We start from the raw sequence: 25572 nt of genomic DNA on the forward strand, positions 1-25572 counted from the left end.
CCTCAGTTGAGCTGGATGGGTTTGCCCTTGATGGCGGTCGCCGCGGTGCCGCTGATGTTGATCTGCGTACCGTCGATGTCGACCGTCTTGGCCTTGAGCTTCAGGCTGGTGCCGCCGTCGAGGGTCAGGCTGCCGCCGGGGCCGGCCTTGATCTCCACGGCGGTCTGCCCGGTGCACTCGATGACCAGCTTCCCGGGCTTGTCCGGGGCGCAGCGCAGGGTGACCTCGCCGGCCACCTGGTCCATCGTGAGAGCGAGCTTGTCGTCCTTGGTGCCAAGGACCAGGTTCGCGGCGGTGGGCTGACCCTTGCCGCCGGGCGGCACCTCGTCGTGGAAGACCAGCCGGTTGCCGGACGGCGAGAGCAGCCCACGCCGGATCACCGAACCGGTCTGGCCGACCGACTTGACGCCGCTCGTACCCGGTTTCGTGGACGAGGTCTGCGCGCCGTCCAGTCCGTACCCGGTGTGCGTACTGGGCAGGCTGCCCAGCACGTACGGCCGGCGCACGTCGCCGAACTCGAAGGCGACGAGGACCTGGTCGCCCGGCTCGGGGACGAAGAACGCTCCGCCGACCGGGCCGGCGAAGAGCTGCCCGACCGGCGCCCAGTCGGTCTCGTGCTCCGGCGACAGCCAGGGCAGGACGAGCTTCACCCGGCCCAGGTCCTGTGGGTCCCGGACGTTGCTGACCACCCCGCAGACCACCCCGTCGATCCGGCCGGACCCGGTGTCGCCGGTGTCGGTGAGGCCGAGCAGCGACCGGTCCTGGGTGCCGCCGACGGTGAACTCAGTGCGGTACCCGTCGGCGGTCTCGTCGAAGACGTGCCGGGCGGCGCTGAGCGTCCAGGTGCCGGCGAACGGGGCCGGTACCCCGTCCACCCGGACCGCCGCTCCGGCGACCAGCCGGGCGTCGCCGAGCGCCTCCCCCTCGGCCTCGGCGAACGAGCCACCGACGCTGGCCGCGAGGCTCGCCGCCACCGCCCGGACGGCGCCGTCGGCCCGGTCCGGGACCGGCAGGCCCCGACCGACCAGGACGTGCGCCCGAGGCCCCGGGGCCGGCCCGACGTCACCGACGGCGCTGTTGCCGGCGCGCGGCGGGGCCGGCGCGGCCCGGGGCACGAAGAGGTCGGCGGCGTCCGCCGGGGTCCGGCCCGCGCCCAGGCTCACCCCGTCGGCGGTGGTCGCGGTACGGCTCGCGACCACCGTCGCCGCGACCGGGTCCCAGGCCCGCACCTCGACCTCGGGAGCGAGGTTGCCCGCGGTGACCCGGGGCAGGAACCGGCGCAGGTTGCCCCGGAAGGTCAGCGGCAGCGGGGTGCCGGCCCGGCCGGCGGTGGTGGCCCGCCGGAAGTGGAACTGATCGCCGTCGGCACCGACCTCGTAGCCGAGTTCGCGGGCCCGGCCGGACAGGAACTCCCAGTCGGTCTGGTCGACCTGGGCGAGATGGGCGAGCGTGCCGCCGGTCGCGTCGATGGTGCCGACGGTGAGTTTGGCGTCGGTGGCGACCTGGCGGGCGATGTCGGAGTCGGACTGGTTGAGGAAGGTACGGGTCCGGCGGACCCGGTGCAGCCGGTGGTCGTGGGTGTAGCCGCGCACCACCACGTACGCGGTGAGGTCGACGAAACGGCCCTCCAGGGCGGTCACCTCGCCACTGACCAGCCGGTGCTCGGCCGCGCCGTTCTGGGTGGGGCCGAAGACCCGCACCGCCGTGCCGAGTTCGAGACCGGCCCGGGTGAGCAGGTCGCCGTCCAGGTCGGCGAAGGTCAGCTCGAACATGTCCGGCAGCGAGAGCTGGGTGTCCACCACCACCCGGACGAGAGCGGCGGCGATCGGCGACGGCAGGTCCCGGTCGGCCGTGCCGGTGGTGACCCGGGGACGCAGGGCGGTCGTACCCCAGAGCAGGTGGTGCCGGTCGACGTTGCTCATCGCCGCGCTCCCGGCGCTCCCCCGGCGCGGGCCTGGGCCCGGGTCGGGTCGTCGATGCCGCTCGCCGCGGCCCGTTGCCGCCACTGCGCCGGGTCGGTCCACACCGAGCGGGCCGGCGTCGGGGCACCGGGCTGCTTGGGGAAGATCTCCCCCTTGAACACGACCAGGTCCAGGGTGGCCTGGGCGCGGACCGGCTGGCCGTCCCCGTCGAACCGGGTGAGGTTGACGTTCAGTGTGCTCAGCTTGACCGCCATCGAGAGCTTGCCCCAGGTGAAGGTGAGTTCGGGCAGCTCGGCGTCGCTGGCGGTGGCCGTGCCTTGCTGCCCGTCGAGGGCGGGCGCCCCGGAGAAGGCGATCAGTTTCTGTACGTCCTGCGCGACACCGGGCCCGACCAGGAGCACCTCGCCCGCCGACACCCGCAGCGCGGTGTCCGAGGCGATCACCAGCCCCTTGCCCTGCCCGACGAGCTGACTGGCCCGGGAGGAACGGGTGATGTTCATCTTGGCCGGGTTGTAGGCGAAGGTGACCGTGCCGAGCTTCGGCGACGAGAGCGTGGCCGACGCCGCCCGGGCCTGGAGGTCGGGGAAGAAACCCTCGTGTACCAGCTCCAGGCGTTCCACCGCCACCTGGTTGGTGTCGGCGGAGAGGTCCGGGCCGGACCACGAGGACGGCCGTACGCCGTAGAGCAGCCAGCTGTCGACCGGTTCGCCGTCGGCGTCGAGCAGGGTGATTCGGGCGGTGGTCCGGGTGTCGTCGCCGGTGCCGTCCCGCCAGGAGCCCAGGACGTCGACCAGCCAGCGCTGCAACCGCGCGGAGTGCTCGCGGTGGACGGCCCGTTCCAGCACGATCGGCGGGTAGCTCACCTCGCCCGGCAGGTGGTACTGGCCGACGTAGTCCCCGGTCACCCGGACCACCTCGGGCTTGAAGTCGGCCCGCAGGCCCCGGCAGGAGCGCCACAGTCCGAGTTGGACGCCGCCGATGGTCACCTGGAACCGCATGGCGAGGCCGAGCTTGTCGGTCCGCCGGACCCCGGGCCCGCTGCGGAACAACTGCGCCAGGCCGCCGGAGGCCAGCCCCTTCGCGGTCTGGCTCGGGTCGCCCAGCATTCCGCCGAGCTGTCCCGCGGAGATCGCCGCCATCACGGTCCTTCCTGGTCTGGTCGGGCTGCGGAAAGGGTCAGGTCAGAGCGAGAACGAGACGTCGTCGTTCAGGAAGCCGGTGTGGGCCAGCTCCAGGGTCTCCACGGCGATCCCGGCCCGGCTCGGGTCGAGTTCGGACACCGACCAGCCGACCGGGAAGAAGTGCTTCAGCTCCCAGCCGACGATCTTGATCCCGAGGCTGTCGACGAGCTGGATGCTGCCGCTGAGCGGCTGGTACCGCCGGGCCTGCTGGCAGAGCCACTCCTGCACCACCTGGGAGTCGAAGCAGACCGCCCGGCTGAGCCGAATCCGGCTGTAGGTCGGGGCGCCCACGAAGGCGTGCACGTCGTTGCTGTCCCCGGCGCGGTACTCGCAGACCTGCCAGGTCACCCCGAGTCCGGACACCCGTGACCAGGAGCCGAGGTTGTACCGCTCGTCGTCGATGACCACGAGGTACCGGTGGTTGACCCCGGTGACCTCGAAGAAGCCGCCCATGAACCGGGCCGCGGTGGAGAGACCGCCTGCCATCGTCTACGTACCTCCTCGTCGCCTGCGTCGTCGTGCTCGTGGCTCGTCGTGTGCGGTGGGTTTTTTCGCGTACGGGGGATCGTCGGGTCAGGGGAAGCGGGCCAGTCGTCCGCCGCGTTCCCGGTCGACCAGCAGTTCCTGTCGGAGCCGGCCACGCAGCCGTCCGTACAGCCGGCCGGCCAGTTCCTCCAGGTCGTCGGCGCTGTCCAGGTCCACCGCCCGCCCCGGCAGCCGGTCACCGACCCAGGACCGCAGCAGCGCCGCGTCCCGATCGAGGCGGGCCGTGGCGGCCTCCTCCCGTTCGGTCGCGGTCCGTAGCTCGTCGCGGAGCCGCTCCACCGCGTCGCGGACCTCGGCGAGGCGGCCGGCACCCCGGTCGAACGCGGGCGGGGCGGTCGCGGCAGCCACCTCGGCCCGCAGCGCCGCCAGGGCCGCCGCCTCCGGCGCGGGCTCGGACGACCCGGTCCGCTCCGACGATCTGGTCTGCTCGGACGACCCGGTCCACTCGGACCGCCCGGTCCGCTCAGACGATCCGGCCTGCTCGGCCTCTTCCTGCCGGGTCACCTCGGCCCGCACCAGGTCGCGCAGGTCGGCCAACGCGTCGGCCGAGCCCCCCACGGGGGCCCGCTGGACGGGGTGACCTGTGGCGGCCGGGCCAGCGGCACCGGCCCGCCAGGTCAGTCCGCCGTCCGGCGTGATCCCCCAGGTACCTCCGCCGGGCGTCGAAGCCGGTTCACCGGCGGGGACGGTCATGCCGCCGGCCACCAGGGGCACCGGCGGGGACAGCGGGCCCACCCCGTCCGGCGCGGACCCGTCGCCGAAGGCGTACTCGGCGGCCAGGGCGCGTGCCTCCAGGTCACGCCCGGCGGCCGTCGACTCCGCCGGGGTCGTCCCACCGAGCGCGCGCTGCTGCACCACGTGGGCCAGCTCGTGGGCGAGCAGGGCCCGGGCGGGGGCCGTGTCGAGTGGGCCGGCCTCCGCCGGCAACAGGACCTCACCGTTCCGGGTGGCGGCGCGGGCACCGGCCTGCCGTACGACGGCGGTCGCCTCGGGGTCGCGCCGGACCGGTACGTCCGACACGTCGACGCCGTACCGGCGGCGGAACCCGTCCACCAGCGCGGCCGGCACCGGGGTCACCGGCTCGGGCGAGCCGCCACGCTCCGGGGACACCGATTCGCCAGCCGAGGCGGTCACCGGAGTCGACCAACCGTCCAGAGTGAATGGAACGGTTGCCCCGGAGGTGACCTGGTGGCGCTGCGCTCGGCGGTCGGCCGGGACGTCGTCCGTGGCCGGTGCCGATGCGGTGCCGGGCGCCGGCACCGGCCACGGGTCCGCGACCACCGGCGTACCGATGGCGGGCCCGGCCGGGGAAACCGGACGCCACGCGGGCGGGGTGGGCGCGCTCGTTGGCAGCTGAGCTACACGACACGCCGAGCAAAGTCCACCGCAACCGCACACGAACCCCGCCCCGCCGCCCGCTGGGGTGAGCACGGTGGCGGGATCGGAACGCCTCGGTGGTCTCGGCGAGAAGCTTGCGGACGTGCTCCCAGATGGGGAGAACGCGCCCGAAGTCGCCGTCCCGTCGGGACGCGGATCGGCGTACCCGGCGACGGTGGGTGGGGTCGAGGACTGCGGATCACCGGCCCCCGGACCGCCAGCCGGCGCAGGGCTGGCCGGCGCTGTGGCGGTGACCGGCGGAGAGGCGGGGTACCGGGCCGGCAGTTCCGTGGGGGTGACCGGTGCCGGGGCGCCGGTCGTGGCGGGTGGCACCGCCAACTGTTCTCCGGTGCCGACCGACGAGGTGTCCGTACGCCGGGTCAGGAACCGGGCCGGCGACAAGGCGGGCTGGTCGCCCACCCGGCGTACGACGTCCCCACCCTGCGCCACGGCGATCGGGCCGCCCTCCGACGACTCATCCAGGCCGGCGGGCGACCCGGTCCACTCGGCCCGACGCGTAGCCGACGGGCCAGCCGGGCAGGACGCCGCCGGGTTGGTCCAGTCGTCGGAAGGCGGCACGGCCGGGCTGGTCAGGTCATCGTGGCGGGACACAGACGGGCTGGGCTGGTCGTCGGGGCGGCACACGGCCGAGTTGGTCGGCGGTACGGGCGGTGTGCCGTGCGTCGGGTGCGGGGCGGTGTCGGTCGCGGACGCCGCTGCCGGGTGCTCGGCACGGTCCCCCGGGGTGCTCGCCACGTCCACCGGTCTGCCCTCCGGGCTGAAGGTGGCTGGCGTCCCCTCCCCTGCCGGGGCCGGCCGGGACGGCCTGGGCCGGGCGCGGGAAACCACCTCGACCGGGCGGACCGCGCGACTGTCCGGCAGTGCCGAGCCGGCACTGTGCTGTCCGGACGGCGGATCGGTGGGTCGCTCGTCCCGCTGTCGGGCGGGCCTCGGCGTGCCGGTCGGGCGAGCCGCCTCCGCCGCCCGGGTGACCTCAGCCGCTCGGTAGACGTCCTCGAAGCCGGGGGGCGGCCAGACGGGCGCGATCGGCAGTCCGGCAGCGGCGAACCGGGCGGCGGTCTGGGCCGACGCCTCGGCAGGCCAGCCACCGTCACGCTCCGGTCCCGAACCCTCGATCGGCTCCTGGTGGGTTTCCGATTCGACCGGGCCCACACCGCGTTCCGGCCCGGTAACCCGGTCCAGGTCACGCCGCTGCCCGGGGACCCGGTCGCCACCATGCTGGCTCGGGTCGTCGAACCCGGTCAGCGGGGTTGTGTGGGGGGCCGGGACGTCCGACGGCAGCACGCGGGGCGCGGCCAGCGGACGGTCGGGGTGACCGGTGCGCAGCGGTACGACGGCGGACCGGAGAACGGCCGGGACACCGGTGGCCGCGTCGGAAAGAGCCGGCCCGGACGACGGGACACCCGCCACCACCGGGGGCAGGGCGAGCGTGACCATGGTCGGGACCGGTGCCACGGTCAGCAGAGGTGTGACGGGCCCGGTCCACTCCTGACCGGTGTGCGCCGACCGAGCGGGGTACGCCGATGCGGCGATCGTCCCGGGCACCCGCGCCAGCGCGGCTTCCGCCCGCAACGACCGTCCCCCAGCGGTCGACGCCGGGGCCGCCGCCGACGCCGGGACGGATGCCGAAGCCAGGGCCGCTGCTGACACCGGGGCGGACGCCTCGGCGGCCGGCTGACGGCCCGGCCGGAACAACCGGTGGGGCCGGAGAGACCAGGCCATCACCCACCTCCTCAGTCAGCTCAGAAACGGCGGTTCGCGGTCGGAGCGGTTCACGATCGATACGGCCGGCCCGAGCGGTCGATACGGTCGGCCCTAGCGGTCGGGACGGTTCACGGGTGGGACGCGGCGGCCAGGTCCACTGCGAACTCGTCCCCGCAGTACGGGCAGGTGACCTCCGCCCCGGTGTGCCCCTGCTGGTTGACCCGCCGGTAGAGGTCCTGGAGAAACGCCAGGTCGGAGGCGAAGAGCCGCTCGATCACCGTGGTGTCGACCGGCTGCACCGCCCCGATCCGGGTCACCGTCCGGGCCAGCAGCAGCACGGTGAGGTACGCCGGGTTCTGCCGTACCCGGGGGTCGGCCTGGGGGTTGATCTCGTCACGGGCGGTGGCGAGCCGCAGGACGCCCTCCCGGTGCACCGCGCCCCGGTCGTCCACCAGCCCTCGGGGCAGCACGAACGGGAACTCGGTGCGCAGGCCCGCCGCCGGTGCGGCGGCGGGCTCGGCGAGGTCAGATCCGCGCATTGAAGTCGAACAGGTCGTCGCACATCAGCGTGACCGTCTGGTAGACGATGTCGGTCGCGCCGGCCTTGACCCCGCTGACCTCCACCTTCGCCGGCCAGGCGTTGGTCATCATGTACGTCAGCCGGGCGTCGCCGTTGAGGTCGTCGCCGGGCCCGTAGAGCTTCAGCGCGCAGTCCCGGTACGCGTCGTACATCAGGTTGCGCACCTTCTGGTGCCAGAGCCAGAGGTCGCCGTTGAGGTCGAGTCCCCGTTTGAGGGTGACCGTCGGCGGCTTGGTCCGGCCGAAGTGCCGGGAGAAGATCGGCCCGGTGGGGCCGGCGGCCATGTACTCGGCGTTCTCCACCTCGCTGCTGATGCCGACCAGCTCGGCAAAGTTGATCGCGTTCATGCCCGGCACCTCCAGCCGGAACACGGCGGCGCTGATGATCTGGGTGTTCTCGCGTGCGTCCTGGGTGCCCTGACCTGCCATGATCGTCCTTTCTGGTTACGTCGTCGGGTCGGGGTCAGTCGTCGCCCGCGCCGTGCGAGAGCTGGGAGAGCCGGAACACCACGAACTCGGCCGGCTTGACCGGTGCGATGCCGATGTCGACGGTGAGGATCCCGGCGTCGAGGTTCTCCGGCGGGTTGTTCTCCGCGTCGCACTTGACGAAGAACGCCTCGGACCAGGTGTCGCCCATCAGGGCGCCGCTGCGCCACACCCGGCGGAGGAACATCGTGATGACCCGGCGCACCGCGTCCCAGAGCCGGGGATCGTTGGGCTCGAAGACCACCCAGTTGGTGCCGAGCAGGATCGACTTCTCGATCCAGTTGAACAGCCGCCGGACGTTCAGGTAGCGCCACTCGGCGTCGCTGGAGAGCGTACGGGCGCCCCAGATCCGGATGCCCTGGCCGGGGAAGGACCGGATGCAGTTCACCCCGATCGGGTTGAGCTGGTCGTGCTCGCCCTTGGTCAGGCCGCTCTCCAGGGCGAGCGCGCCCCGGATGATCTCGTTGGCCGGGGCCTTGTGCACGCCCCGGGTGTCGTCGTTGCGGGCCCACACCCCGGCGACGTGGCCGCTCGGCGGCATGAACACCGCCCGCCCCTGCGCCGGGTCCATGACCTTGACCCAGGGCCAGTAGAGCGTGGCGTACTTCGAGTCGTAGCCGGCGACGTCCTGCCGCCACTCCTTGAGCCGCTGCGGGTGCAGGCCGGGCGGCGGGTCGAGAATGGCCACCCGGTCGCCCATCAGCTCGCAGTGCGCGATCATCGCGAGCTGGACGGCCTTGAACGCCTCGTCGTCGATGGCTCCCCGCTGGTAGGCGGCGGCCAGGTCGGGCACGCTGAGCATGGTGACGTCCTCGATCGCCTCCAGCCCGGCGAACCCGGTCCGGTCGCTGACGTCCCCGACGTAGTCCTGGGCCCGTACGGCGAGGTCTGCGGTCGTGGTGGTGGCCGGCAGGGCCGGCGCGGCCAGGGCGACCTCGGCACCTCGGCGCGGCGGGGCGAGCGTGGCGCCCTTGACCTCCTCGATCTGGATCAGCTTGGACTGCTGCTTCACGGCGGTGACCACGTTCCCGGCACCCCGGCGGGTGGTCAGGTTGTCCAGCGTCTCGACCGGCTTGCCGGCCTGTTTCACCACGAGTTTGAAGGTGTCGTCGCCGCCCTCGGAGGCGTCGGTGACCTCGACCGAGAGGTCCTGACCCGCCGGGCCGGGCAGGGCGGCGCGGACGGTGAAGGAGAGCTTCCCGTTGTCGCCGCCGGCCGGCACCGCCGCGGTGGCGTACGCCCCGTCGCCGCCCGCCGCCCCGGCGTCCCCGCCGGTCGGTCCCACCCGGACGACGTACGCGGAACCGCCGCCGTTGAGGAAGTACCCGTAGACCGACAGGGGCAGGAACGCGCCGGCCACGAACCCGCCGAAGGTGCGGGTGTACTGCGACCAGTTGGTGATCAGGGTGGGCTCGTTGACCGGCCCCTTCTCGGCGAAGCCGACGAACGCGGCGACGGCGGTCCCGACCGCCTCGATCGGCCTCGACCCGGAGGACACCTCCTCCACGTAGACGCCCGGCGACAGATACGTCGGCATCGAACCTCCTGTACGACGGTGTGTTGCGGCGAGCATGCCAACGGCGCGCGCCCGGATCCGTTGCCCGCCGGACCGCCACGGGGGTAGGCCACACTGCCCCGAAGGGCACCGGATCCGCCCCATCGGCCTGCCCTGCCGCCGAACGCGGGGACACCCGGACGACCGGCAGGGTGGGTGGGTGATCTGGGATGTCGACCTGTCGGTCCGGGCCTGGCTGGGCAGCTACCTGCCGCCGGGCGTACCCGTGGTCTTCGACCCGCCGGACCGCTGCGCGGAACTCGCCGGCGAGCTGGTCTCGGCCTTCCTGTTGGACGTCGAGGAGGATTCCAGCGGGGTCTCCGCCACCTGGGACGACCTGCGGGACGCCACCGGCCAGGTGACCGCGCGCCGCCCGCCGGGGCGGCGCTACCGGTTCAGCTACCTGCTGACCGCCTGGGGACCGGACACCGAACGGGAACACCGCCTCCTCGGCGACCTGCTGGTCGGCTGCGCGGAGTGCACGGCGCTGCCCACCCGTTTCCTCGCCGGGGCCCTGGCCCGGACGAACCAGGCGGTGGTGGTGCGCAGCGCCCCCCACCGCGAGGGGACCGCCGGCTCGGCGTGGCTGCCGCGCGGCGGGCCGGCCCGGACCGGCCTGCACCTGCAACTACTCGTCCCGTTCGTCCCGGAGGCATCGACCGAGCTGGCCCCGGCGCCGCGTGAGGTGAGCGTCAACAGCAGCAGACAGCCGGGCGACCCCGCCGGGCCCCGCGCCCCGCGCCGCCCGGGACGGATCAGCGAACCCGGCTGAACCGTCTGGTTGCCCGATGAGGTAGCGACGGCTGCCCGTTGGTGTTCCTCGATCGTGGTACTGCCGGCCCATGCCGCGCCGAGAGACTGCCCGGCATGAGCGTCGCTGTGGGACTTGCCGAGACCGAGCTGACCGTCGCGCCGGGCGACGAGGTCGGCTGCACCGTACGGGTGCGCAACACCGCCTCCGTCGTGGACCACTTCACCCTGGACCTGGTCGGCGACGCCGGGTCCTGGGCCGAGATCGACCCGCCGACGATGAACCTGCTCCCCGGCACCGAGCAGGAGGCACGAGTCACCTTCCGGCCACCCCGGTCGGCCACCGTCCCGGCCGGCGACGTCGACTTCGGCGTACGGGTGCGGGGCCGGGAGAACCCGGACGGCTCGGTGGTCGAGGAGGGCCGGGTCACCGTCCTGCCCTTCGTGGAGCTCGCCGCCGAGCTGGCTCCCCGGACCTCCCGGGCCCGGCGGACCGGCGTCCACCAGTTGGTCGTCGACAACACCGGCAACACCGAGACCACCGTCGAGGTGCTGCCCACCGACCCGGACCTGCTGCTGGACTTCCGGGTCCGGCCGGCCGCGCCGGCGCTGCGTCCGGGCACCGCCACCTTCGTCAAGCTGCGGGTACGCCCGAAGAAGCGGTTCCTGCTCGGACCGGACCGCAACCTGCCGTTCCAGGTGGCCGTCACCCGTCCCGACACCGAGCCGATCACCTCCGACGGAGTGCTGGTGCAGCAGGCGATGCTGCCCGCCTGGTCGCCCCGGGTGGTGCTGATCGCCGTCGCGGCGGCGGTGGCCCTGGTGGCGCTCTGGTTCGCGGTGCTCAAGCCGACCGTGCAGTCCACCGCGAAGGAGGCCGCCCAGGTGGAGACCCAGCAGCTCAACCAGGAGTTGAGCGAGGAGGTGGCCGAGGTCAAGACCCAGGCCAGCGAGGCTGCGGTGACCGCTGAGAAGGCCGAGCAGGCGGTGACCGGCGGTTCCGCCGCGCCGAAGCCGAGTACCTCGGCGGGCCCGGCAGACGGCGCGGGGAACGGTCCGGGCGGGACCCTGGACAACGCCGACCCGGAGACCGCCGCCGACTTCCGGGTCGCCACCAGCGCCTCCCCCACCTCGAACGAGTTCGCGCTGTCCACGTACCGGCCGGCGGCGCGGAAGGTGCTCTGGGTGACCGACATCGTGCTGCAGAACCCGCACGGCGACGCGGGCGTGCTCCAGGTGCGACGGGGAGACACCGTGCTGCTGGAGACCGGGTTGAACAACTTCCGCGACCTGGACTACCACTTCGTGCAGCCGCTGAAGTTCTCCGCCGACCAGCCGGTCACCGTGGCCGTGAAGTGCACCAACCCGGGCAGTACGCCGTGCACCCCGGCCGCGTACTTCGCCGGTCAACTGGTGCCGGTCGCGCCGGCCGCCAGCCCGTCCACCAGCCCCGCCGCCCGATGACCGGCCGACCGGAGCCCGCAGGGGTCACCGCGTCCGGCCGGCCGGAGCCCGACGGGGCCGCCGCCGTCACCCCCGTCACCCCCGTACGCACGGCGGTCCGGGCCCGCGACCCGATCTCCCAGGCCGGGGTGGTCGCCCAGCTCGGCATCGGTGACGGGGACGTGCCCGGGGTCCGTCCCGTGGTGGTGACCGGGGACGACGACACGGCCGACGTGCTGGTGGTCGTCGGGGACACCGTGGACGACTGGCTGCTGGCCCAGCTCGACGCGCTGGCCGCGACCGCCGGCCCGAAGCCGCGCCCGGTGCTGGTGGTGGGGCAGCTCGACGACACGGCGGGACTCCAGGCGATCGAGGCGGGCGGCCTGAGCATGGTCCGACGCGCGGAAAGCACCGCCGGGCTGCTACGCGAGGTGGTCCGGGCCGCCGCCCGGGGCGAGGCGCGGCTCCCCACCGACCTGCTCAGCTCCCTGCTGACCCGGGTGGGACGCGCGCAACGCCAGGTATTGGCCCCCGGGGCCTGACCATCCTGCCCCTCTCGCCACGGCAGCTTGCCGTGCTGCGGATGATCGCCGCCGGCGCGGACACCGCGACGATCGCCCGGGACCTGTCCTACTCGGAGCGCAGCATCAAGAACATCGTGCACGAGATCACCGTCCAGCTCGGCGTGCGCAACCGGACCCAGGCGGTCGCGCACGCCATCCGCGAGGGTCTGATCTGAACGGCCGACCCGGCCTACGGAAGGAGCGCCAGTCGTGGGCGTACCCGCCGCGAAACTCGGTGACAAGGTCGTCGGCAACGACACCCACATCATCATGGTCCCGTCCCCGGGTGGACCGGTGCCGACGCCCACCCCGATGCCGTTCGCCGGCACGATCACCACCGGATGCAGCACCGACGTGCTGATTGAGGGGAAACCGGCTGCCGTGGTGGGCAGCGGGGCGGTGAACTCGCCCCCGCACGTACCCACCGGTGGGCCGTTCCAGGTCCCGCCGACCAACCAGGGCACCGTCCTCGCCGGCAGCCCCACCGTGCTGATCAACGGCAAGCCCGCCGCCCGGCACGGCGACAAGGTCAACACCTGCAACGACCCCGCGCCCCTACCGAACGGCACCATCGTCGCCACCGGCCAGGTGATCGTCGCCTGAGCCTCACAGCAGAAGGCATTGTCACCGTTTCGCCCACGACACGGTCACGGACGAGTCGGTGCCTCGGCCACCGAAGTGACTCAGGTAATCGCCGCGATGCTCACCGCGCCAAAGATCGCCGCCAGGGCGCTGAGGGCGGCGAGGGTGGAGGCGACGACGGGGCGAAGCGCGGTGCCGGCTACCCGTCCCGGAGCGGGTAGCCGGCGCGCGACGGGAAGGATCGCCGTCTCAGGCAGTCGTGCGGCTATCGCCACCGTCACCAGCCAGCAGGCTCCGAGCACCCAGCCGGCCAGGACATCGCTCGGGTAGTGCACACCGAGATAGACGCGTGACAGGCCCACCGCCACGGCGAGGATGCCGGCGGCCATCCAGGCCGTGGCCCGCAAGGTGCCGCTGGCCGTAACCATGGAGATCAATAGCGCCACCGTGCCGAGGATGACCAGCGTGCTGGCCGTATGCCCGGACGGGAACGAGAACCCGGATTCGAACACGGCCCGGTGCAGCGGATCGGGCCGGTCACGGCCGATCAGCACCTTGATACCGGCCACGAGCAGCGCCCCGCCACCGCCAGCGATGGCAGCGAGCACGACGGGCCGCCACGATCGCAGCCGCAGCGCGACGGCGCTGGCCGCTATGGCGAGGACGCTGGCGAGCAGTACCTTGCCGCCGATGTCGGTGACGAGCACCACCACAGTGTCGACGCCTGCGGTGCGCCGATCGGCTATCCACTCGATGATCGGCCTGTCGACAACCGTGAGATCGTCGTTGTCGAGTACCTCGTCCAGGATCTCTATAAAAACCAGGATCAGCGCAAACGCTGTCGCGCTGCCCACAAGGAGGACGAGCAGGCCCTGTGCGGTCGGGTTCTCATCGAGCCAGAGCGACAGTCGTCCGCGGCCCACACGTGCTCGCAATCGGCGTACGGCCGGTCGCGCGCAGATCACGAGTCCGAACGCGACCGCCACCGCAATCAACGCGATCGCGAAGCTGATAAACGTGGTTGTGCTCAACAACGCTCTCACCTTCGCCGGTCAGTGGCTCGAAGACATCGCACGACCCGAGCATCCCGATTCGACCGTTAAGGCGTGTTCAAATAGAGGTTAACGGTCCGCTAAGAGCTCAAAAGTGACCACCGCGTTGGTCGGTGGATTCAAGTACAGCCCCGACCACGTGGCGCACCTTGGCCTCGAGTTCGGGTCTCGAGCACAAGCAGCTACCAGGTGGTCGGATCGAGTGTCATCCGTCGGTTCCTGCATTCCGCTGCGGTACGTCCCTGGCTGCGCGGAGGACGTCGCGGGCGGCGGTCGCCACCGGGCAGTCCGGGGTACGGCACACCGGGCAGCGGCCGTCGGATCCGGGCCGGTGCTGGCGGAGGACCGCGCGGGCGGTGAGGATGATCCGGTTGCGGATCTGTGCCAGGGACAGGTGCGGGCCGGTCACCGTTCATCCCACCCCGAGAGCATCAGCGAGCTGGGTGAGCGTGGCCGGGGCGTCCAGTTCGCGGGCGGCCTGGGCGAGCGCGTCCCGGCCTGCCGGCCGGTGCCGGACCTCGGCCGGCGCGATCCGCTCGGCGTCGACCAGCACCCGCCCGGCAGCAACCGGGTCACCGACTTGGAGGTACGCGCGGGCGGCGTCGAGCAGGTGTGCGGCCCGATGCTCGACTGGCAGATATCGCCAGCCATACCGCTGGATGGCCTTCTCGTGCCAGGCCACCGCGTCCCGGGCGTCGCCCAGCTCGATGGCGGTGGCGGTGCGGGCCAGGTCCACGGCGGTGGGTCCGAACCCGGTGCGGTGGTGGTCGTGCCCGTCGCCGACCCGTTCGGCCAGGTCGGCGGCCTCATCGAGCAACTCGACAACGGCGGCACCATCCCCATAGCGGGCGGCAGCCAGGGCGGCTTGGATGAGCAGGGTTCCGCATAGGGACAGGTCTGGCGGGGTGCCGTACTCGATCATGGGTGAGGCGATGCGGTAGGCGGCGGCCCGCATCACCGACTTCGCCGTCCTCACCCGGCCAGCAGCGCGGAGCACCTGGCCGAGCTGCACCGCTACGGCGGCCACCAGGATCCAGTCACCGGTCGCGGCGGCCATGGCCCGGTCGGCGGCAAGCCACGCCAGCTCGGCGTCACCGAGCTTGACCAGCAGTGCGGCGGTGATCCGGTACGCCTCGACCAGCGGCACCCGGCCTGCGCCGGGATTGTGGGCGTGGGTGCGCTGCACGTCGGTCAGCAGGTCCGGCAGCAGGTCGATCACCTGCGGATAGCGGGCGTACTGGAAAGTCGTCCAGGCGTGCGCGACCTCTCGGGTCAGCCGGTCGACGGACAGGACGGGACGGCGGCCCGCCGGCCTCCCGAGCGGAATCTCGTACCGCGACAACGCCGCCCGGATGCGCTCGACATCCACGGTCCGCTCGGCCACCTCTGCGGGCTGGACATCCCGACCCAGCAACACCGCCGTGTCGATCCGCAGGACGGCGGCGATGTCCTGAAGGGTCGACACCTTGTCCAGCGCACGGACGCCTCGCTCGACCTTGTCCACCCAGCTCTTCGACTTGCCGAGCCGATCGGCGAACACCTGCTGCGACAGGTTCCGCCGCCCCCGCCAGTACGCCACCCGCCGACCGACCGGCAGCAGGTCAATCCTGTCCACGACGCCACCGCCGCTCCGGCACCGCCCGGGCGGTCTCCTCGACCGGTATCCGATCCGCCTCCGCCTGAGCAAGGATCCGCTGCTTGGCGGCCTCGCGCTCCGCTGCCTGAAGCTGCTCGCCGCTGGCTCGAACCGAAGTGTCGTCGCCCATTCCCACCTCCACTGAGGAGGGGCATCGACACCGAATGGTCCGTTTACGTCGTGCCCCAACCACAGCCTGTGACGACTCGGCTGAATGATCCAGGCGGACGCCGTCCGCTACTGTCCGCCGAGCCGCCCACGACCGACGGCGGACAGGTCCGAGGCCAAATCCAGGAACTCGTTCACTGCCGCTGCGCCCGGAGCAGCCTCGGACAAGATCCGCCCCAGCTCAACCACTCGCCGGACCGCCCGATGCGACTGCGCCCGCCGAGCCATATCCAGCGCTCGCCCAGCCGAACAGGTCGCCTGCTCGACCTCCCCAGCCTGAACCAGAGCCTCCGCGAGCCACGTGAGATACAGCGACGTCTCTCGGGGCACCTCCTGGCCGTAACGGGCAGTCACCCGCTCCAGGATCGGCACCGACCGCAGCGGCCGACGCAGCTCCGTCCACACCCGGCCCGCCATGATCTCCACCTCGTCGGGAGTCAGCCAGTACGCCCACGGTGGCACGGCGTCCGGGTCACGGGTCGGGTAGGTCTCCTCCACCGCGCCCAGCGCCCGCTCGGCCAAGCCCGCCTCACCGACCCGGGCATGTGCCCACGCGACCCGTTCCAACAGCAACGCCCGACCAGTGGCCTCGGCCCTTTGTCGGCCACCCGCGTACGCAGACCGAGCCAGGGTGACCGCCTCGCGTCGGTCGCCGACGCTCGCCTCGAGATAGCTCAGCGTGCTGAGGCAGTTCGCCGCGCTGGCCGCGTCTCCGGCCGCATGCGCGGCCCGCATGCCAGCCAGGTAGTACCGGCGTGCGTCGACAGCCCGGCCAGCATCCTCGGCGACGAATCCGGCAAGCTGACACAGGTCAGCGACTACGACCAGCAGCCGGCGGCTGACCGCCTCAGAATGGGTGCCTTCCCGAAGCAGACCGGCGGTGACGTCCAGTTCGGCAGCGACCATCGCATACGTCTCGGCGCCGCCGATGTGATCGTCCAGACGACGGAGCTGCCACACCCGACGTTCGATGCGATCCACCGTCTCGGCACTCACCCGGCGGCCAGCGCTCAGCTCGTAGCGCTGCGGAGGTTCCGCGATCAGCCACTGATGCGCCAGCTCGGCAGCGTTCTCGGGGGTCGGGACTGCGGTGACGAGCAGGTCCGAGAGGTGCTCGGCGTCGCGGTGCCGCCAGTGCGTGCCGCAGTCGATCGGCCATCGCCCGTCGTCATCGATGCATGCGAGAGCGGCCAGTTCACCTCGGGCGTCCAGAGCCGTGTCCAGCGCCTGGGCAGCCTCTGGCGAGGGTGACTTGCGGCCGTGCGCCAGGTCGTGGAGGTAGCTCTTGCCGTAGTAGGTGCGGGCAGCGAGCGCCCGGTAGCTGATGCCTCGTTCCTTGATCAGCGCGCGCAGACGTACGGCAAACCGCGAAGACGCAGACATGACGGATGCTCCCAGGTGGAGATGTGGCCGGCAGCACCGCCGGCCGCTACTCCGACAAGCCGCCATTCCGGACGGTACACGAGAAGTCACCCGACAGTGACTCTCGGCATCACGCCCAACTACCTGAGAGAGCTCCCGGAGAAGCCTCCACCAGTCGGGTCTGCTACCTCTCGACCTGGACAGCCGAAGGTCGACTGGGCGACGGGCTACGGCTGGGTGACCGGCCGGTACGCCTCGTACGCCTCGCGCAGAACCGCGCCCTCAGCCAGACCGGTCCGCTCAACGTGGCGTAGCACTTCCCGTGCCCGCCACCAGTTCGAGGGCACGACCCGACCGGAGGTGATCGCCTCGACGGCTAGCGTGCTGGCCTCGTCCGGCTGTCCAGCGGCCAGCAACGCCAACGCCAGATCGAGGCGGGCGGACGCCGACCGGCGCGGGCGTTCCCCACCATCCCCGCGCGGGTCCAACTCGGTCAGCACCGACCGGGCGACCTGCTCAGCCGCCGGGTCACCAGCCCACGCCAGCGTGGTGACCGCATACGCCCGGGCCTTTGTCGGGTCGTACCGATAGTGATGCTCGGCGCGTTCCGGCACGGGCAGATTCGCGGTCAACCGCTCCAGGCGGTCCAGGGTTCGGCGGGTTCGCCGCACGTCTCCCATGCGCGCCCAGCCGCGCGCCTCTTGGGCGGTGGCCTGGATGTGTGCCGAGCTGCCCCGGGGTGCGACCCGCTGAGCCTGCCGCGACAGGTCGACGGCCTGCCGGTAGTCGCCGTGCGTGAGAACATCCCACGCCCGGGTTTCCAGGCACCACCCCTGGATCTCCGGGTGTTCCGCGTGGCCGGCGAGATCGTGCGCTGCGGCCAGATGCGCGCCGGCCGGGCCGCGCTGATTGAGGTCGACGTGCACGGTCGCGCGAAGCACGGTCAGCCAGGCCCCGGCGACGACCAGACGACGGCGCTGAGCCAGGGTCACCCGGCCATCGAGCAGCAGGCTGACGTATGCCAGGTGACGCCGGACCCTCGGCAACAGTTCGGCCGGTGGTGTGGTCGGGTAGGCGCTGGCCAGGTCATCGACGGCCGCTTCGAGCCGGGCGAGAGTCTCAGCACTGACATCACTGGCCCGGACTCGGGCAAGCAGGTCGTCTGCTTCAGCCTGGTGGTCAACCGGTGCGGTAACAAACGCGATCAGAGTGCCACCGGCGTTGAGCACCCGGTCGAGATGACGGGCGGTGTCGAAGGTCGGAGCCTTCGCCCCGGTCTCCAGTTCGTGCAGGTGGCTCTTGCCCCGGTGGGTGAGCTGCCCGAGCGCACGTAGGGACAGACCACGATCGGTACGGATCGCTCGCAGGTGTGCCCCGAAGCGTGGGTCAACGTGCGGCATGGGGTGCTCCCAGGTAGCGGACTGGGCGACGGCCGCACCGGCCGCTACTCCGGCGGGCCGCCACTCCGGAAGGTACACCCGCACCACCCACCCCGTGACTCCACGCGCCGGCTTCATTACCGATCTCCGCTTTCCTGCGCCATAACGAGAGTCACTTGGCGTTGAACTGTCGCCGGGTGCCAGGAACCGGGAAAAGGATGCCTATCGCCCGCTTGAGCTGCCAGAACGGTCCCCAGTGTCCGTGGCAGTCCGCCAACGTCCATCCCGATCGTCGCCCAAATAATCACCCATTGCCCCCAGGTGGCGTTGCCACATCGCCCTGAGCCCGTAGCGCTGCGCACCCGGAACGGCAGCACCATCCACTAAGCTCAATCATCCCGTGTGAGATCACAATCAGAAACCAGGTGAATTTGCACCGTGCAGGCGTGGATTGACAGCATCGCCACCGCAGTGGCCGACGTCGCCGAACTCAATGCGATCCTCGGCCCCGAACCGCCCACAGGAGTGACTCTCGCCAGTGACGACGGCCGGCGGACTCTGCACATCAACTTCTACGGAGATCGGTCCGATCTGTACTGGGAGGCCGAGATCGACCTTCTACTCGCGTGGGGGCCGGTACCGCCTGATGCCCCGGCCGGCCAGGTCGTCGACGACGCCGAATACGCGTATGACAACCCATGGTTCGCCCTTCCCGACGGCGCCGAGCCCTTCAAGATCACAGCCGCCCAGGCCCGCCAGGCAGCCCATGAGTTCCTGTGCACCGGTGAGCGCCCGACTAACGTCCAGTGGGTCGTCAAACCCTAGAACTCGTGGCCTAGACGCCACTTCCGGCTCGTCGAGCCAACGCAATCACGTCACACCTGGTGACCGGGTCCGGAGCCGCACGGTCGCTGACCGCCTCATAGTAGGAGACCTCGGGCACGGCATGGATCGCTACATTCATCCATGAGCGTCTGGCAGACTCCGAGAAATGCGAACTGCACACCGGTGGTGGATCATCGGGGTTCCGGCCGTGGCCGCCGTGCTTGGGGCGATGCTGGTGTCGGCCGCACTCGTCCTCGCCTCATCGTGGTCACCCCGCCCGGACTGCTTTGACCGTGCCGCCTTCGAGAAGGTGGTGGCGAAGCTACCACCGCCGCCGATCGAACTAGACGCATACGATTCGGTCGACACACCTGACAAGATCGGCTCGTGTCGCATTCTGTCGTCGTTCGGAGTGAAAGGCGGCTACATCTTCTACGACGACGATAGCTCTGGCTTCGACGACTCTGGGTGGGGTTATTTCCCAAACGGGCCGGACGGTGACCTTGGAAACGGTTCCTGGGAGGGGCCACAGTTCGAACAGATCGAGGGACCCTGGTACAACTGGACAGCAAGCTGGTAGACGGCATTGCCGAGCTGACGGCGAGGCCACCTGACGCCCGCCCGCACAGCACCACCCCGCCCGGAGTACTGCCAGACGTACGGCCATCAACGTGTCGTGGGCTCGGGGCGGACGACAAGTGTCACGTCGCTGCTGGTTGCGATCACCAGAGTGCGGCCGGACGGGGAGAAGCCGGCAGCGCGCAACTCCGAGTAGTCGGCGTGGAAGACGTGCCACCAGGTCGTGCCCGGTGGGCCGTTATAAGCCCCGCCGTCGGAGGAAAGCAGGACGCGGTGATTCGGCCACTCGGGGGCCACCACGTCGATAGTCCAGCCATCGTCGGTCGTGGCATGCAGGCCGCCGCCGAACAGCCCGGAGATGCGTACCCGAGTGTCGGCCAGCACACCGAGGCCCGGACAGGCCAGGTCCGGCCCGGACGGTGACGCGTTGTCGGGGTCGGGGTGACGGTCCCGGGCGATCTTCGCACCCGTTGCCGCATCGACCAGGCCAAAGCCGTCCATCGAGACGAGCATCAGCAGGTCGTCGCCAGTCTGTGGATGGACACCGAAGCCGACGCCTTGCAGCCCGCCCACGAGTATCTGGTTGAGGTGCCGCCAGGGTTCTGGCGGCGCGACGACCGGGGCGGCCAACAACTTCGCCCGCAACTGCTGCTGGTAGTCCGAAAGCATCCCGTGGTCCTCCCCGACGCCGACGGCCGGCGGTCCTCGCGGCTCCTACAGATCTTGGCGTCGACGTCCGGCGACGCGTCAGTCTGCCGTCAGGTCCGCAAGGACGGCGGCTCGGCCCTGTTCGTACTCTGCGAGGGCGGCAGGTTCTTCGGAGAACTGATCCGTCCAGAATCCCTGCCGAAGCCAGGGACGGGGAGCCAGCCGAAGGGACCCGTCACTGTCCAATGCCACTGACCAGCAGGTAGGGATGCGCCCGTCCACGGTCTCGAACATTTCCGGGCTCCAGATGGAGTCGGTCCCCTCATCGTCGACGACCCGCACGTAGTAGGCGTCAGCCCAGTAGGAGATCTCCAGAACGGGATAGGACCTGCCGACTGTCATGCCGGGGTATGTGTCAACTAGATCACCGAAAGCATCGATAATTCTGACGCATCGCACCAGCACTCGGCGATCCTACGGGACTGCCAACTGCCCGTTACCAGGAAAGGTGCGCCAACTGCGGCGCCGCACGAGCACGGCGTGACGTTTTCCCTGCCGGTGGGTCGTCACCCGGGTCCCTGAGCTGTCGTGCCAGCATCGCCTTGTGCGTAACGAGCAACGCCTACGAACACGGACGCCCGAGTCACGAGCCTTCGCGGAGCGCGTACAGCTCGTGATGAACCTGACCGCCCGCCTCAACGCGCTGCCGTTTGACGACCTCGACGCGCGCAGTGCGGTGCTCACCGAGATCTTCGGTGCACCGATCCCTGACTCTCTGACCATCCTGCCCCCGTTCTACTGCGACTACGGGCTTGGAGCGTCGTTCGGGGAGCGCGTGTTCATCAATCAGGGATGCTTCTTCCTCGACTACGGGGGCATCACCATCGGTGACCGCGTCATGATCGGTCCCCGCGTGACTCTAAGCACGGCCGGACACCCCGTCGAGGTCGACGAGCGGTACGACTTCATCACGCACGCGCCCATCGTCATCGAGGACGACGTGTGGATCGGCGCCGCAGCCACGGTCACCCCTGGTGTGACCATCGGTCGGGGCTCGGTCGTCGGCGCGGGTGCCGTTGTCGCGAAGGACGTGCCGCCGCTGAGTGTGGTGACGGCAACAAGCGTTGTCGAGCGAAAGCGGCTGAAGCCGACGTCGACTGCAACCTCCTGAACTCCAAGCCGCCGGCCACTCGGCATCGATCACGCGTTGCTGAAGATCGCCCGGCGGGTGGGCATGGCGACGCCGATGGCCGCCTCAAAGGTGGCACCGGCAGGCTTGGCCCGGACAGAGCACTATGGTTTCGCCATGTCGGTCGATCTTGAGGCGTCGTTGCCAACGCCCATCCCGCTCGCTGCCGTGATGACCACCGCGAGAGGCACCCTGGCGGAGCTTCTCGGCGTGGACACGACACCCGAATTGAGTGTGATCGTCGACCGACGTTACGAGCAGGGGCGACGCATGACTGTCGGCCGGCAGCTTGGTGAAGCGGAACTTCTGTCCGCCACCATCGGCCACCCCATCGACCCCGATCCCGACGGTTCGCCTGGCTCGATCCACTACGAAATCGACATCTCGGGCAGCAATGACGGTCTCTGGCTGATGGTCATCGACCATGAGCCAGAGGCCGGCGGCGAGGTCGAGGCGGTCTTCAGTCCCTACCGCACCTGCGTGAGTGTCGTCGTGGCGACGGCCATGGCACTGGCCGTCGCCGACCTCGCGGGCGGGGAGTTCATCGACGAACAGATCCAGATGCTGCGGCCCGGCCACACAGACCCACGCCACGTTGTCACGGCGACCCGCCTACCTCCTGGCCAGGACGGATTTGCCACGGGATGCGAGCGCTACCTACGGCAGTTCCCACACCTTGACGGCTGGCCGCGCGACGTATCGATGCCCTAGCCGACACGGCCTTGACGGCCCGCATCTGGACCGATGGCCGCATGACTCGCCGCTGGGAAGCTGTCGCGGTCATCGGCACCTGCAACGAACGGAAGAGAACGAATAGAATTCTAAAAGTTTCCGCTGAGACGGCGCGAGGTGCGTGATGGACAACTCCATCTGGCTGGTCATGGGCGGCATTTTCGCGCTGGCCGCGCTGGTCATGGCGCTGCTGGTGATTCGGCGGAGTCGTCGGAAGGATCCTTCCCCCGAGCAGCAGGCGCTGGAAGCCCGAGCTGCAATCCGCCAGTTGGCCAAGAACAGCCGCAGGGCGCAAAAAGGCACTATTCGTGGCAAGGGCGGCGGAGGTGATACGAAAACAGCTTATGACGCTGCTTTCGGCTCGGATACCAGCAGCGGAGCCTGAGCGCCTTACCGCTCGCTGTTCCCACCCGGTCAGGCGTACGGCCAGCAACCTCACCTGCGCATCGTCCGCTTCCCCAGCGTGCGCACCGCAGTCGACGACACTGCGGCCAGTTCGGGCTGCGCGGGCAGGAATACCGTGGGAACGCCCAGCGACTCGTTCATCGCGGCGAGTTGGTACTCGGCCTGAAGGTCGGTGGTGTTACGCACGCCGCGGACGATCACTCCGACTTCATGACGCCGGCAGTAGGTGGAGGTCAACCCGCCCCAGGCCACCACGGTGACGGAGGTCCACTCGACCGGCAGGATGGCCCGGACAGCGGCCGCCCGCTCCTCTTCGTCGGTGCCCGGCTGCTTGGTGCTGTTGACCGCGACGAGCACGACCACTTCGTCGAAGAGGTCGCGTGCCCGGTTCACCACATTCAGATGCCCGGGAGTGAAGGGATCGAAGCTGCCGGGGTAGACGGCTCGCACCCGTACGCGACCGGAAGTGCGTGGCCCTGCCGACGGTTCGGGTGTCACGGCCACAGAACCCGCTGCGCATCGTGGATGACCTGCTCAGACGCCACTGACGCCCAGGAGGCGAACAGTTCCCGGAAGTAGGTGCCGTGCCGGTCCGCCACCGCAGGATCCTGCTCGATGACGTCCAGTTCGTTGACGATGCTCAGGTCCATGAGCGACCGCAGTTGGGCCGCGTTCGGCGTTCTCACCTCACCTGCGAAGCGATCGAACACCTGACCGGTCTCTGCCAGCTCCCGCCAGCTGCGTCTACGGTCGCAGGCGCCGTACAGATAGACAAGCTCCTCGGCGTCGGCACCGACGAGGTCCCGTAGCACCGCACGGTCGGCCCGATCAAGCAGGGCGAGGTCGAACCCGTCGGTGCCGTAGACGGCGTGGGTGAGGCCGGCGGCCTGCACGTCACTGCTACAGCCGAGCACGGCGAGTCGTTCGCTGACTCGACACAGGTGGGCGTACAGGTTCCCCCCGGGATGCGCGATCTGCTCAGCTCCCTGCTGGCGGAGCCAGACCCGCACGCCTTCGTCGGTGCCCATGGCCCGACTGTAGGTATCGGCTGTCGGATTTCGCTGCCCCTGGTTGTGGGCAATAGGTCACAGCGCCGTGGGTACGGCCGTCGACCGTCGTCAGCGCCGCCGGGTGAAGACTCCCGGCTGGGCCGTCGGGGACTGCACCAGGAACGCTCCGCTGGTCACCGTGCCGACCGCCGGCACCGACGCGACCGCCGTACGAGGACCGGCCGGGGCGTCGACAAAGACCACCATCGGTACGGCGAACCGGCCGGCCGCGTCAGCCACCACGGTCACCGCGCCGGTGCCTCCGGCCCAGGTCACCGTCACCGGCTGGCCCGGCGGGAAGTCCCGCCCGAGGCCGGTGACCACCTGGCCGGGGCGCCCCACCCCGGGGTTGAACTGGAGGCTCGGGCTCCGGCCGGTGACCTGGACGGCGAGCGCCTGGGCCGCCTGCCCACCGGTGTCGGTCGAGCTGGCCAGGGTGAGCACCGCGTGGGCGACCCCGACGGCCCGGGGCGTTCCGCCGACGTCCAGGGTGCAGGACGCGCCGACGGCGAGGACCGGGCCGCAGGTACTCCCGGTGACGGTGAAGACGTCCGACACCGGAGCCGACACGACCGGCACCAAAGCCGGGGACGGCGCAACCGGCATCGAAGCCGTCCCGGACGGGGCCGGCGCGGCGAGCGTGGCGGCCACGCTGAGTGGGTAGTCGCCGGTGTTGCTGAGGGTCACCCGGCGGGTGGGCGTGGCGACGCCGATGGCCGCCTCGCCGAGGTCGAGCAGGGTGGTGTCGGAGTGCAGCACGGGCACGTCCGGGGCGGCCCCGGTGACCTGCACCACCAGCCGGTCCGGTCCCTCCTGGAGGATGCCGTCCACGGTGAACTCGAGCCGGCAGGCGTACTCGCCGTTGCGGGCCTTCGGATCGACTCGGACGGAGAGCGCGACGTCGACGCTGCCGCCGCTGTCGACGGTCCGTTCGCCGGGCGTGACGTCGGCGCTGAGCTGTGGGTCGCAGTCGGAGACCCGGGCGCCGACGGTGGCCTGGATCGCCCGGATACCGGTGAGGATCGCGGTGGAGACCTCGTCGGCGCTGGCCGCCGTCAGCAGCACCCCGCCGGTGCGGGTGGTGATCTCGGTGAACTGCCCGGTCTGGTCGAGGCTGCTGTACGGCGAGGTGGCGACATCGACCGCCACCACCCGGATCCCCCGGGCGGTGAGGGCCGCGACCGTCCCGGCTAGGTCGTGACCGAGGGCGGGGTCGTGCGACGGCGCGTCACCGAAGATCGCCACGATCGGGCTGCTGTCGGTACGCAGGGCCACCGCGCCGGTGGCGACCCGGGCCAGCGCGTACAGGTTGGCCTCCGGGACGTCCCCACCGCCGGCCGGGAACCAGGTGTTCACCGCCTCCTGCACGCCGGCCGGGTCGGCGGTCAGGTCCTGGTTGAGCCGGAAGGCGTACTCGTCGCCGTTGTCGCGGTACTCGGCGACCGCGAACCGGGCGTCCGGCTGTACGGCGCTGATGTCCGCCACGATCCGGCGGGCGTTGGCCTTGACGTCCTCCAGGGCCCCGCCCATGCTCGCGGTGGTGTCGGCGAGCAGGACCACGTCGGGACGCGGCGGCACGGTGGCGGTGGTCACCGTACGGGTGAGCGTCGCCGAACCGCCCGGGGTCAGCCCGATCGTCATGCTGGCCGGATCGCCCGTCGACGGGGTGGCGGCGTCGGCGACGCTGATCCGGAACTCCGCGCCGCCGGTGCCCGGTGCCGCGCGGCGGGCGGCGTGCCCGGCCGGCGTGGCGCTGGCCACCAGGAGGCCCACGACGGCCAGCGCCGACACGGTACGCAGCGAGCGGGAGGCGAGTGCGGCCATGCTGGGCAGTAAAGT

At 71.0% G+C, this 25572-nt stretch carries 28 protein-coding genes; 11 read left to right on the top strand and 17 right to left on the bottom strand.

The window, feature by feature from the left end; all coding sequences use genetic code 11:
- Positions 1 to 2 precede the first annotated feature (2 nt).
- From GA0074692_RS19620 to GA0074692_RS19635, 4 genes are all read right to left on the bottom strand, one after another.
- Complete coding sequence (locus GA0074692_RS19620; protein ID WP_141725347.1) at positions 3 to 1922, bottom strand: phage baseplate assembly protein V; 1920 nt, start codon at positions 1920 to 1922, stop codon at positions 3 to 5.
- Positions 1919 to 3061, bottom strand: coding sequence for a phage tail protein (locus GA0074692_RS19625; RefSeq protein ID WP_091646667.1), 1143 nt, complete (start codon positions 3059 to 3061; stop codon positions 1919 to 1921). The genes GA0074692_RS19620 and GA0074692_RS19625 overlap by 4 nt, the downstream gene beginning before the upstream one ends.
- A gap of 42 nt (positions 3062 to 3103) precedes the next feature.
- Complete coding sequence (locus tag GA0074692_RS19630; protein ID WP_091646668.1) at positions 3104 to 3589, bottom strand: phage tail protein; 486 nt, start codon at positions 3587 to 3589, stop codon at positions 3104 to 3106.
- Positions 3590 to 3676: 87 nt separating this feature from the next.
- Positions 3677 to 6484 carry an eCIS core domain-containing protein gene (locus GA0074692_RS19635; protein WP_141725348.1) on the bottom strand — a complete coding sequence of 936 codons (2808 nt, stop codon included), beginning with the start codon at positions 6482 to 6484 and terminating at the stop codon, positions 3677 to 3679.
- Between the two features lie 58 nt (positions 6485 to 6542).
- Here GA0074692_RS19635 and GA0074692_RS34085 point away from each other — a divergent pair, with 58 nt between their 5' ends.
- Complete coding sequence (locus tag GA0074692_RS34085) at positions 6543 to 6725, top strand: hypothetical protein (protein WP_141725349.1); 183 nt, start codon at positions 6543 to 6545, stop codon at positions 6723 to 6725.
- A 154-nt stretch (positions 6726 to 6879) separates the two neighbouring features.
- On the opposite strand, the gene GA0074692_RS19640 is transcribed toward GA0074692_RS34085, so the two are convergent.
- From GA0074692_RS19640 to GA0074692_RS19650, 3 genes are read right to left on the bottom strand one after another with little or no spacing between them, the layout of a single operon-like run.
- Positions 6880 to 7290, bottom strand: coding sequence for a hypothetical protein (locus tag GA0074692_RS19640; RefSeq protein WP_091646670.1), 411 nt, complete (start codon positions 7288 to 7290; stop codon positions 6880 to 6882).
- The gene (locus tag GA0074692_RS19645; protein ID WP_091646671.1) at positions 7277 to 7759 is read right to left on the bottom strand and encodes a phage tail protein; all 483 of its coding nucleotides are present in this window, start codon (positions 7757 to 7759) and stop codon (positions 7277 to 7279) included. Before GA0074692_RS19645 ends, GA0074692_RS19640 begins: the two co-directional genes overlap by 14 nt.
- Positions 7760 to 7793: 34 nt before the next feature.
- Entirely contained in the window at positions 7794 to 9353 is a 1560-nt protein-coding gene (locus GA0074692_RS19650; protein ID WP_091646672.1) for a phage tail sheath family protein, read from the bottom strand.
- 178 nt (positions 9354 to 9531) lie between these two features.
- Between GA0074692_RS19650 and GA0074692_RS19655 the strand changes: the two genes are divergently transcribed.
- From GA0074692_RS19655 to GA0074692_RS19675, 5 genes are all read left to right on the top strand, one after another.
- A complete protein-coding gene (locus GA0074692_RS19655) occupies positions 9532 to 10143 on the top strand; it encodes a Pvc16 family protein (protein WP_176738506.1) in 612 nt (203 codons plus the stop codon).
- Positions 10144 to 10238: 95 nt separating this feature from the next.
- Positions 10239 to 11585 carry a COG1470 family protein gene (locus GA0074692_RS19660; RefSeq protein WP_141725350.1) on the top strand — a complete coding sequence of 449 codons (1347 nt, stop codon included), beginning with the start codon at positions 10239 to 10241 and terminating at the stop codon, positions 11583 to 11585.
- Positions 11582 to 12106, top strand: coding sequence for a hypothetical protein (locus tag GA0074692_RS19665; RefSeq protein ID WP_091646675.1), 525 nt, complete (start codon positions 11582 to 11584; stop codon positions 12104 to 12106). Before GA0074692_RS19660 ends, GA0074692_RS19665 begins: the two co-directional genes overlap by 4 nt.
- 5 nt (positions 12107 to 12111) lie before the next feature.
- Entirely contained in the window at positions 12112 to 12303 is a 192-nt protein-coding gene (locus GA0074692_RS19670) for a response regulator transcription factor (RefSeq protein ID WP_281199127.1), read from the top strand.
- A gap of 34 nt (positions 12304 to 12337) precedes the next feature.
- Positions 12338 to 12730 carry a PAAR domain-containing protein gene (locus tag GA0074692_RS19675; protein ID WP_091646677.1) on the top strand — a complete coding sequence of 131 codons (393 nt, stop codon included), beginning with the start codon at positions 12338 to 12340 and terminating at the stop codon, positions 12728 to 12730.
- 80 nt (positions 12731 to 12810) lie between these two features.
- Here GA0074692_RS19675 and GA0074692_RS19680 read toward each other — a convergent pair whose 3' ends face one another.
- From GA0074692_RS19680 to GA0074692_RS19700, 6 genes are all read right to left on the bottom strand, one after another.
- Positions 12811 to 13740, bottom strand: a complete 930-nt coding sequence (locus tag GA0074692_RS19680; RefSeq protein WP_176738507.1) for a phosphatase PAP2 family protein — start codon at positions 13738 to 13740, stop codon at positions 12811 to 12813.
- A gap of 226 nt (positions 13741 to 13966) precedes the next feature.
- Positions 13967 to 14170 carry a hypothetical protein gene (locus tag GA0074692_RS19685; RefSeq protein ID WP_091646679.1) on the bottom strand — a complete coding sequence of 68 codons (204 nt, stop codon included), beginning with the start codon at positions 14168 to 14170 and terminating at the stop codon, positions 13967 to 13969.
- Positions 14171 to 14173: 3 nt separating this feature from the next.
- The gene (locus tag GA0074692_RS19690) at positions 14174 to 15376 is read right to left on the bottom strand and encodes a helix-turn-helix domain-containing protein (RefSeq protein WP_245730379.1); all 1203 of its coding nucleotides are present in this window, start codon (positions 15374 to 15376) and stop codon (positions 14174 to 14176) included.
- A complete protein-coding gene (locus tag GA0074692_RS34840) occupies positions 15363 to 15527 on the bottom strand; it encodes a hypothetical protein (RefSeq protein ID WP_176738508.1) in 165 nt (54 codons plus the stop codon). The genes GA0074692_RS19690 and GA0074692_RS34840 overlap by 14 nt, the downstream gene beginning before the upstream one ends.
- Positions 15528 to 15634: 107 nt before the next feature.
- Complete coding sequence (locus tag GA0074692_RS19695) at positions 15635 to 16948, bottom strand: helix-turn-helix domain-containing protein (protein WP_176738509.1); 1314 nt, start codon at positions 16946 to 16948, stop codon at positions 15635 to 15637.
- A gap of 206 nt (positions 16949 to 17154) precedes the next feature.
- The gene (locus tag GA0074692_RS19700) at positions 17155 to 18327 is read right to left on the bottom strand and encodes a helix-turn-helix domain-containing protein (RefSeq protein WP_091653769.1); all 1173 of its coding nucleotides are present in this window, start codon (positions 18325 to 18327) and stop codon (positions 17155 to 17157) included.
- 417 nt (positions 18328 to 18744) lie between these two features.
- On the opposite strand from GA0074692_RS19700, the gene GA0074692_RS19705 reads away from it, so the two are divergent.
- Both GA0074692_RS19705 and GA0074692_RS34090 read left to right on the top strand, forming a co-directional pair.
- Positions 18745 to 19131, top strand: coding sequence for an Imm1 family immunity protein (locus GA0074692_RS19705; protein ID WP_176738510.1), 387 nt, complete (start codon positions 18745 to 18747; stop codon positions 19129 to 19131).
- Positions 19132 to 19339: 208 nt separating this feature from the next.
- A complete protein-coding gene (locus tag GA0074692_RS34090; RefSeq protein ID WP_141725351.1) occupies positions 19340 to 19711 on the top strand; it encodes a hypothetical protein in 372 nt (123 codons plus the stop codon).
- Between the two features lie 86 nt (positions 19712 to 19797).
- On the opposite strand, the gene GA0074692_RS19710 is transcribed toward GA0074692_RS34090, so the two are convergent.
- Complete coding sequence (locus GA0074692_RS19710) at positions 19798 to 20355, bottom strand: hypothetical protein (protein ID WP_245730380.1); 558 nt, start codon at positions 20353 to 20355, stop codon at positions 19798 to 19800.
- A gap of 679 nt (positions 20356 to 21034) precedes the next feature.
- Here GA0074692_RS19710 and GA0074692_RS19720 point away from each other — a divergent pair.
- From GA0074692_RS19720 to GA0074692_RS34095, 3 genes are all read left to right on the top strand, one after another.
- Positions 21035 to 21529 carry a sugar O-acetyltransferase gene (locus GA0074692_RS19720; RefSeq protein ID WP_091653770.1) on the top strand — a complete coding sequence of 165 codons (495 nt, stop codon included), beginning with the start codon at positions 21035 to 21037 and terminating at the stop codon, positions 21527 to 21529.
- Positions 21530 to 21565: 36 nt separating this feature from the next.
- Positions 21566 to 22258, top strand: a complete 693-nt coding sequence (locus GA0074692_RS19725) for a hypothetical protein (RefSeq protein WP_091646684.1) — start codon at positions 21566 to 21568, stop codon at positions 22256 to 22258.
- Positions 22259 to 22403: 145 nt separating this feature from the next.
- Positions 22404 to 22664: a hypothetical protein gene (locus GA0074692_RS34095; protein ID WP_141725352.1), complete on the top strand. Its 261-nt coding sequence runs from the start codon at positions 22404 to 22406 to the stop codon at positions 22662 to 22664.
- A 50-nt stretch (positions 22665 to 22714) separates the two neighbouring features.
- Here the strand turns inward: GA0074692_RS34095 and coaD are convergent, their stop codons facing one another.
- The 3 genes from coaD to GA0074692_RS19740 all read right to left on the bottom strand — a co-directional run bounded on the left by coaD (position 22715) and on the right by GA0074692_RS19740 (position 25557).
- Entirely contained in the window at positions 22715 to 23134 is a 420-nt protein-coding gene (coaD, locus tag GA0074692_RS19730; RefSeq protein ID WP_245730381.1) for a pantetheine-phosphate adenylyltransferase, read from the bottom strand.
- Between the two features lie 44 nt (positions 23135 to 23178).
- Entirely contained in the window at positions 23179 to 23712 is a 534-nt protein-coding gene (locus tag GA0074692_RS19735) for a DUF6817 domain-containing protein (protein WP_091646685.1), read from the bottom strand.
- A gap of 90 nt (positions 23713 to 23802) precedes the next feature.
- On the bottom strand, positions 23803 to 25557 hold the full coding sequence (locus tag GA0074692_RS19740) for a VWA domain-containing protein (RefSeq protein ID WP_091646686.1): 1755 nt from the start codon (positions 25555 to 25557) through the stop codon (positions 23803 to 23805).
- Positions 25558 to 25572: the final 15 nt, after the last annotated feature.

The organism is Micromonospora pallida (assembly GCF_900090325.1).
GTDB lineage: Bacteria > Actinomycetota > Actinomycetes > Mycobacteriales > Micromonosporaceae > Micromonospora > Micromonospora pallida.

What these genes read in the sequence shown, in the direction of transcription:
- GA0074692_RS19620 (WP_141725347.1), bottom strand. Translation starts at nt 1,922, where the DNA reads ATGAGCAACGTCGACCGGCACCACCTGCTCTGGGGTACGACCGCCCTG.
- GA0074692_RS19625 (WP_091646667.1), bottom strand. Translation starts at nt 3,061, where the DNA reads ATGGCGGCGATCTCCGCGGGACAGCTCGGCGGAATGCTGGGCGACCCG.
- GA0074692_RS19630 (WP_091646668.1), bottom strand. Translation starts at nt 3,589, where the DNA reads ATGGCAGGCGGTCTCTCCACCGCGGCCCGGTTCATGGGCGGCTTCTTC.
- GA0074692_RS19635 (WP_141725348.1), bottom strand. Translation starts at nt 6,484, where the DNA reads ATGGTCACGCTCGCCCTGCCCCCGGTGGTGGCGGGTGTCCCGTCGTCC.
- GA0074692_RS19640 (WP_091646670.1), bottom strand. Translation starts at nt 7,290, where the DNA reads ATGCGCGGATCTGACCTCGCCGAGCCCGCCGCCGCACCGGCGGCGGGC.
- GA0074692_RS19645 (WP_091646671.1), bottom strand. Translation starts at nt 7,759, where the DNA reads ATGGCAGGTCAGGGCACCCAGGACGCACGCGAGAACACCCAGATCATC.
- GA0074692_RS19650 (WP_091646672.1), bottom strand. Translation starts at nt 9,353, where the DNA reads ATGCCGACGTATCTGTCGCCGGGCGTCTACGTGGAGGAGGTGTCCTCC.
- GA0074692_RS19660 (WP_141725350.1), top strand. Translation starts at nt 10,239, where the DNA reads ATGAGCGTCGCTGTGGGACTTGCCGAGACCGAGCTGACCGTCGCGCCG.
- GA0074692_RS19665 (WP_091646675.1), top strand. Translation starts at nt 11,582, where the DNA reads ATGACCGGCCGACCGGAGCCCGCAGGGGTCACCGCGTCCGGCCGGCCG.
- GA0074692_RS34840 (WP_176738508.1), bottom strand. Translation starts at nt 15,527, where the DNA reads ATGGGCGACGACACTTCGGTTCGAGCCAGCGGCGAGCAGCTTCAGGCA.
- GA0074692_RS19695 (WP_176738509.1), bottom strand. Translation starts at nt 16,948, where the DNA reads ATGTCTGCGTCTTCGCGGTTTGCCGTACGTCTGCGCGCGCTGATCAAG.
- GA0074692_RS19700 (WP_091653769.1), bottom strand. Translation starts at nt 18,327, where the DNA reads ATGCCGCACGTTGACCCACGCTTCGGGGCACACCTGCGAGCGATCCGT.
- GA0074692_RS19720 (WP_091653770.1), top strand. Translation starts at nt 21,035, where the DNA reads ATGAACCTGACCGCCCGCCTCAACGCGCTGCCGTTTGACGACCTCGAC.
- GA0074692_RS34095 (WP_141725352.1), top strand. Translation starts at nt 22,404, where the DNA reads ATGGACAACTCCATCTGGCTGGTCATGGGCGGCATTTTCGCGCTGGCC.
- GA0074692_RS19735 (WP_091646685.1), bottom strand. Translation starts at nt 23,712, where the DNA reads ATGGGCACCGACGAAGGCGTGCGGGTCTGGCTCCGCCAGCAGGGAGCT.
- GA0074692_RS19740 (WP_091646686.1), bottom strand. Translation starts at nt 25,557, where the DNA reads ATGGCCGCACTCGCCTCCCGCTCGCTGCGTACCGTGTCGGCGCTGGCC.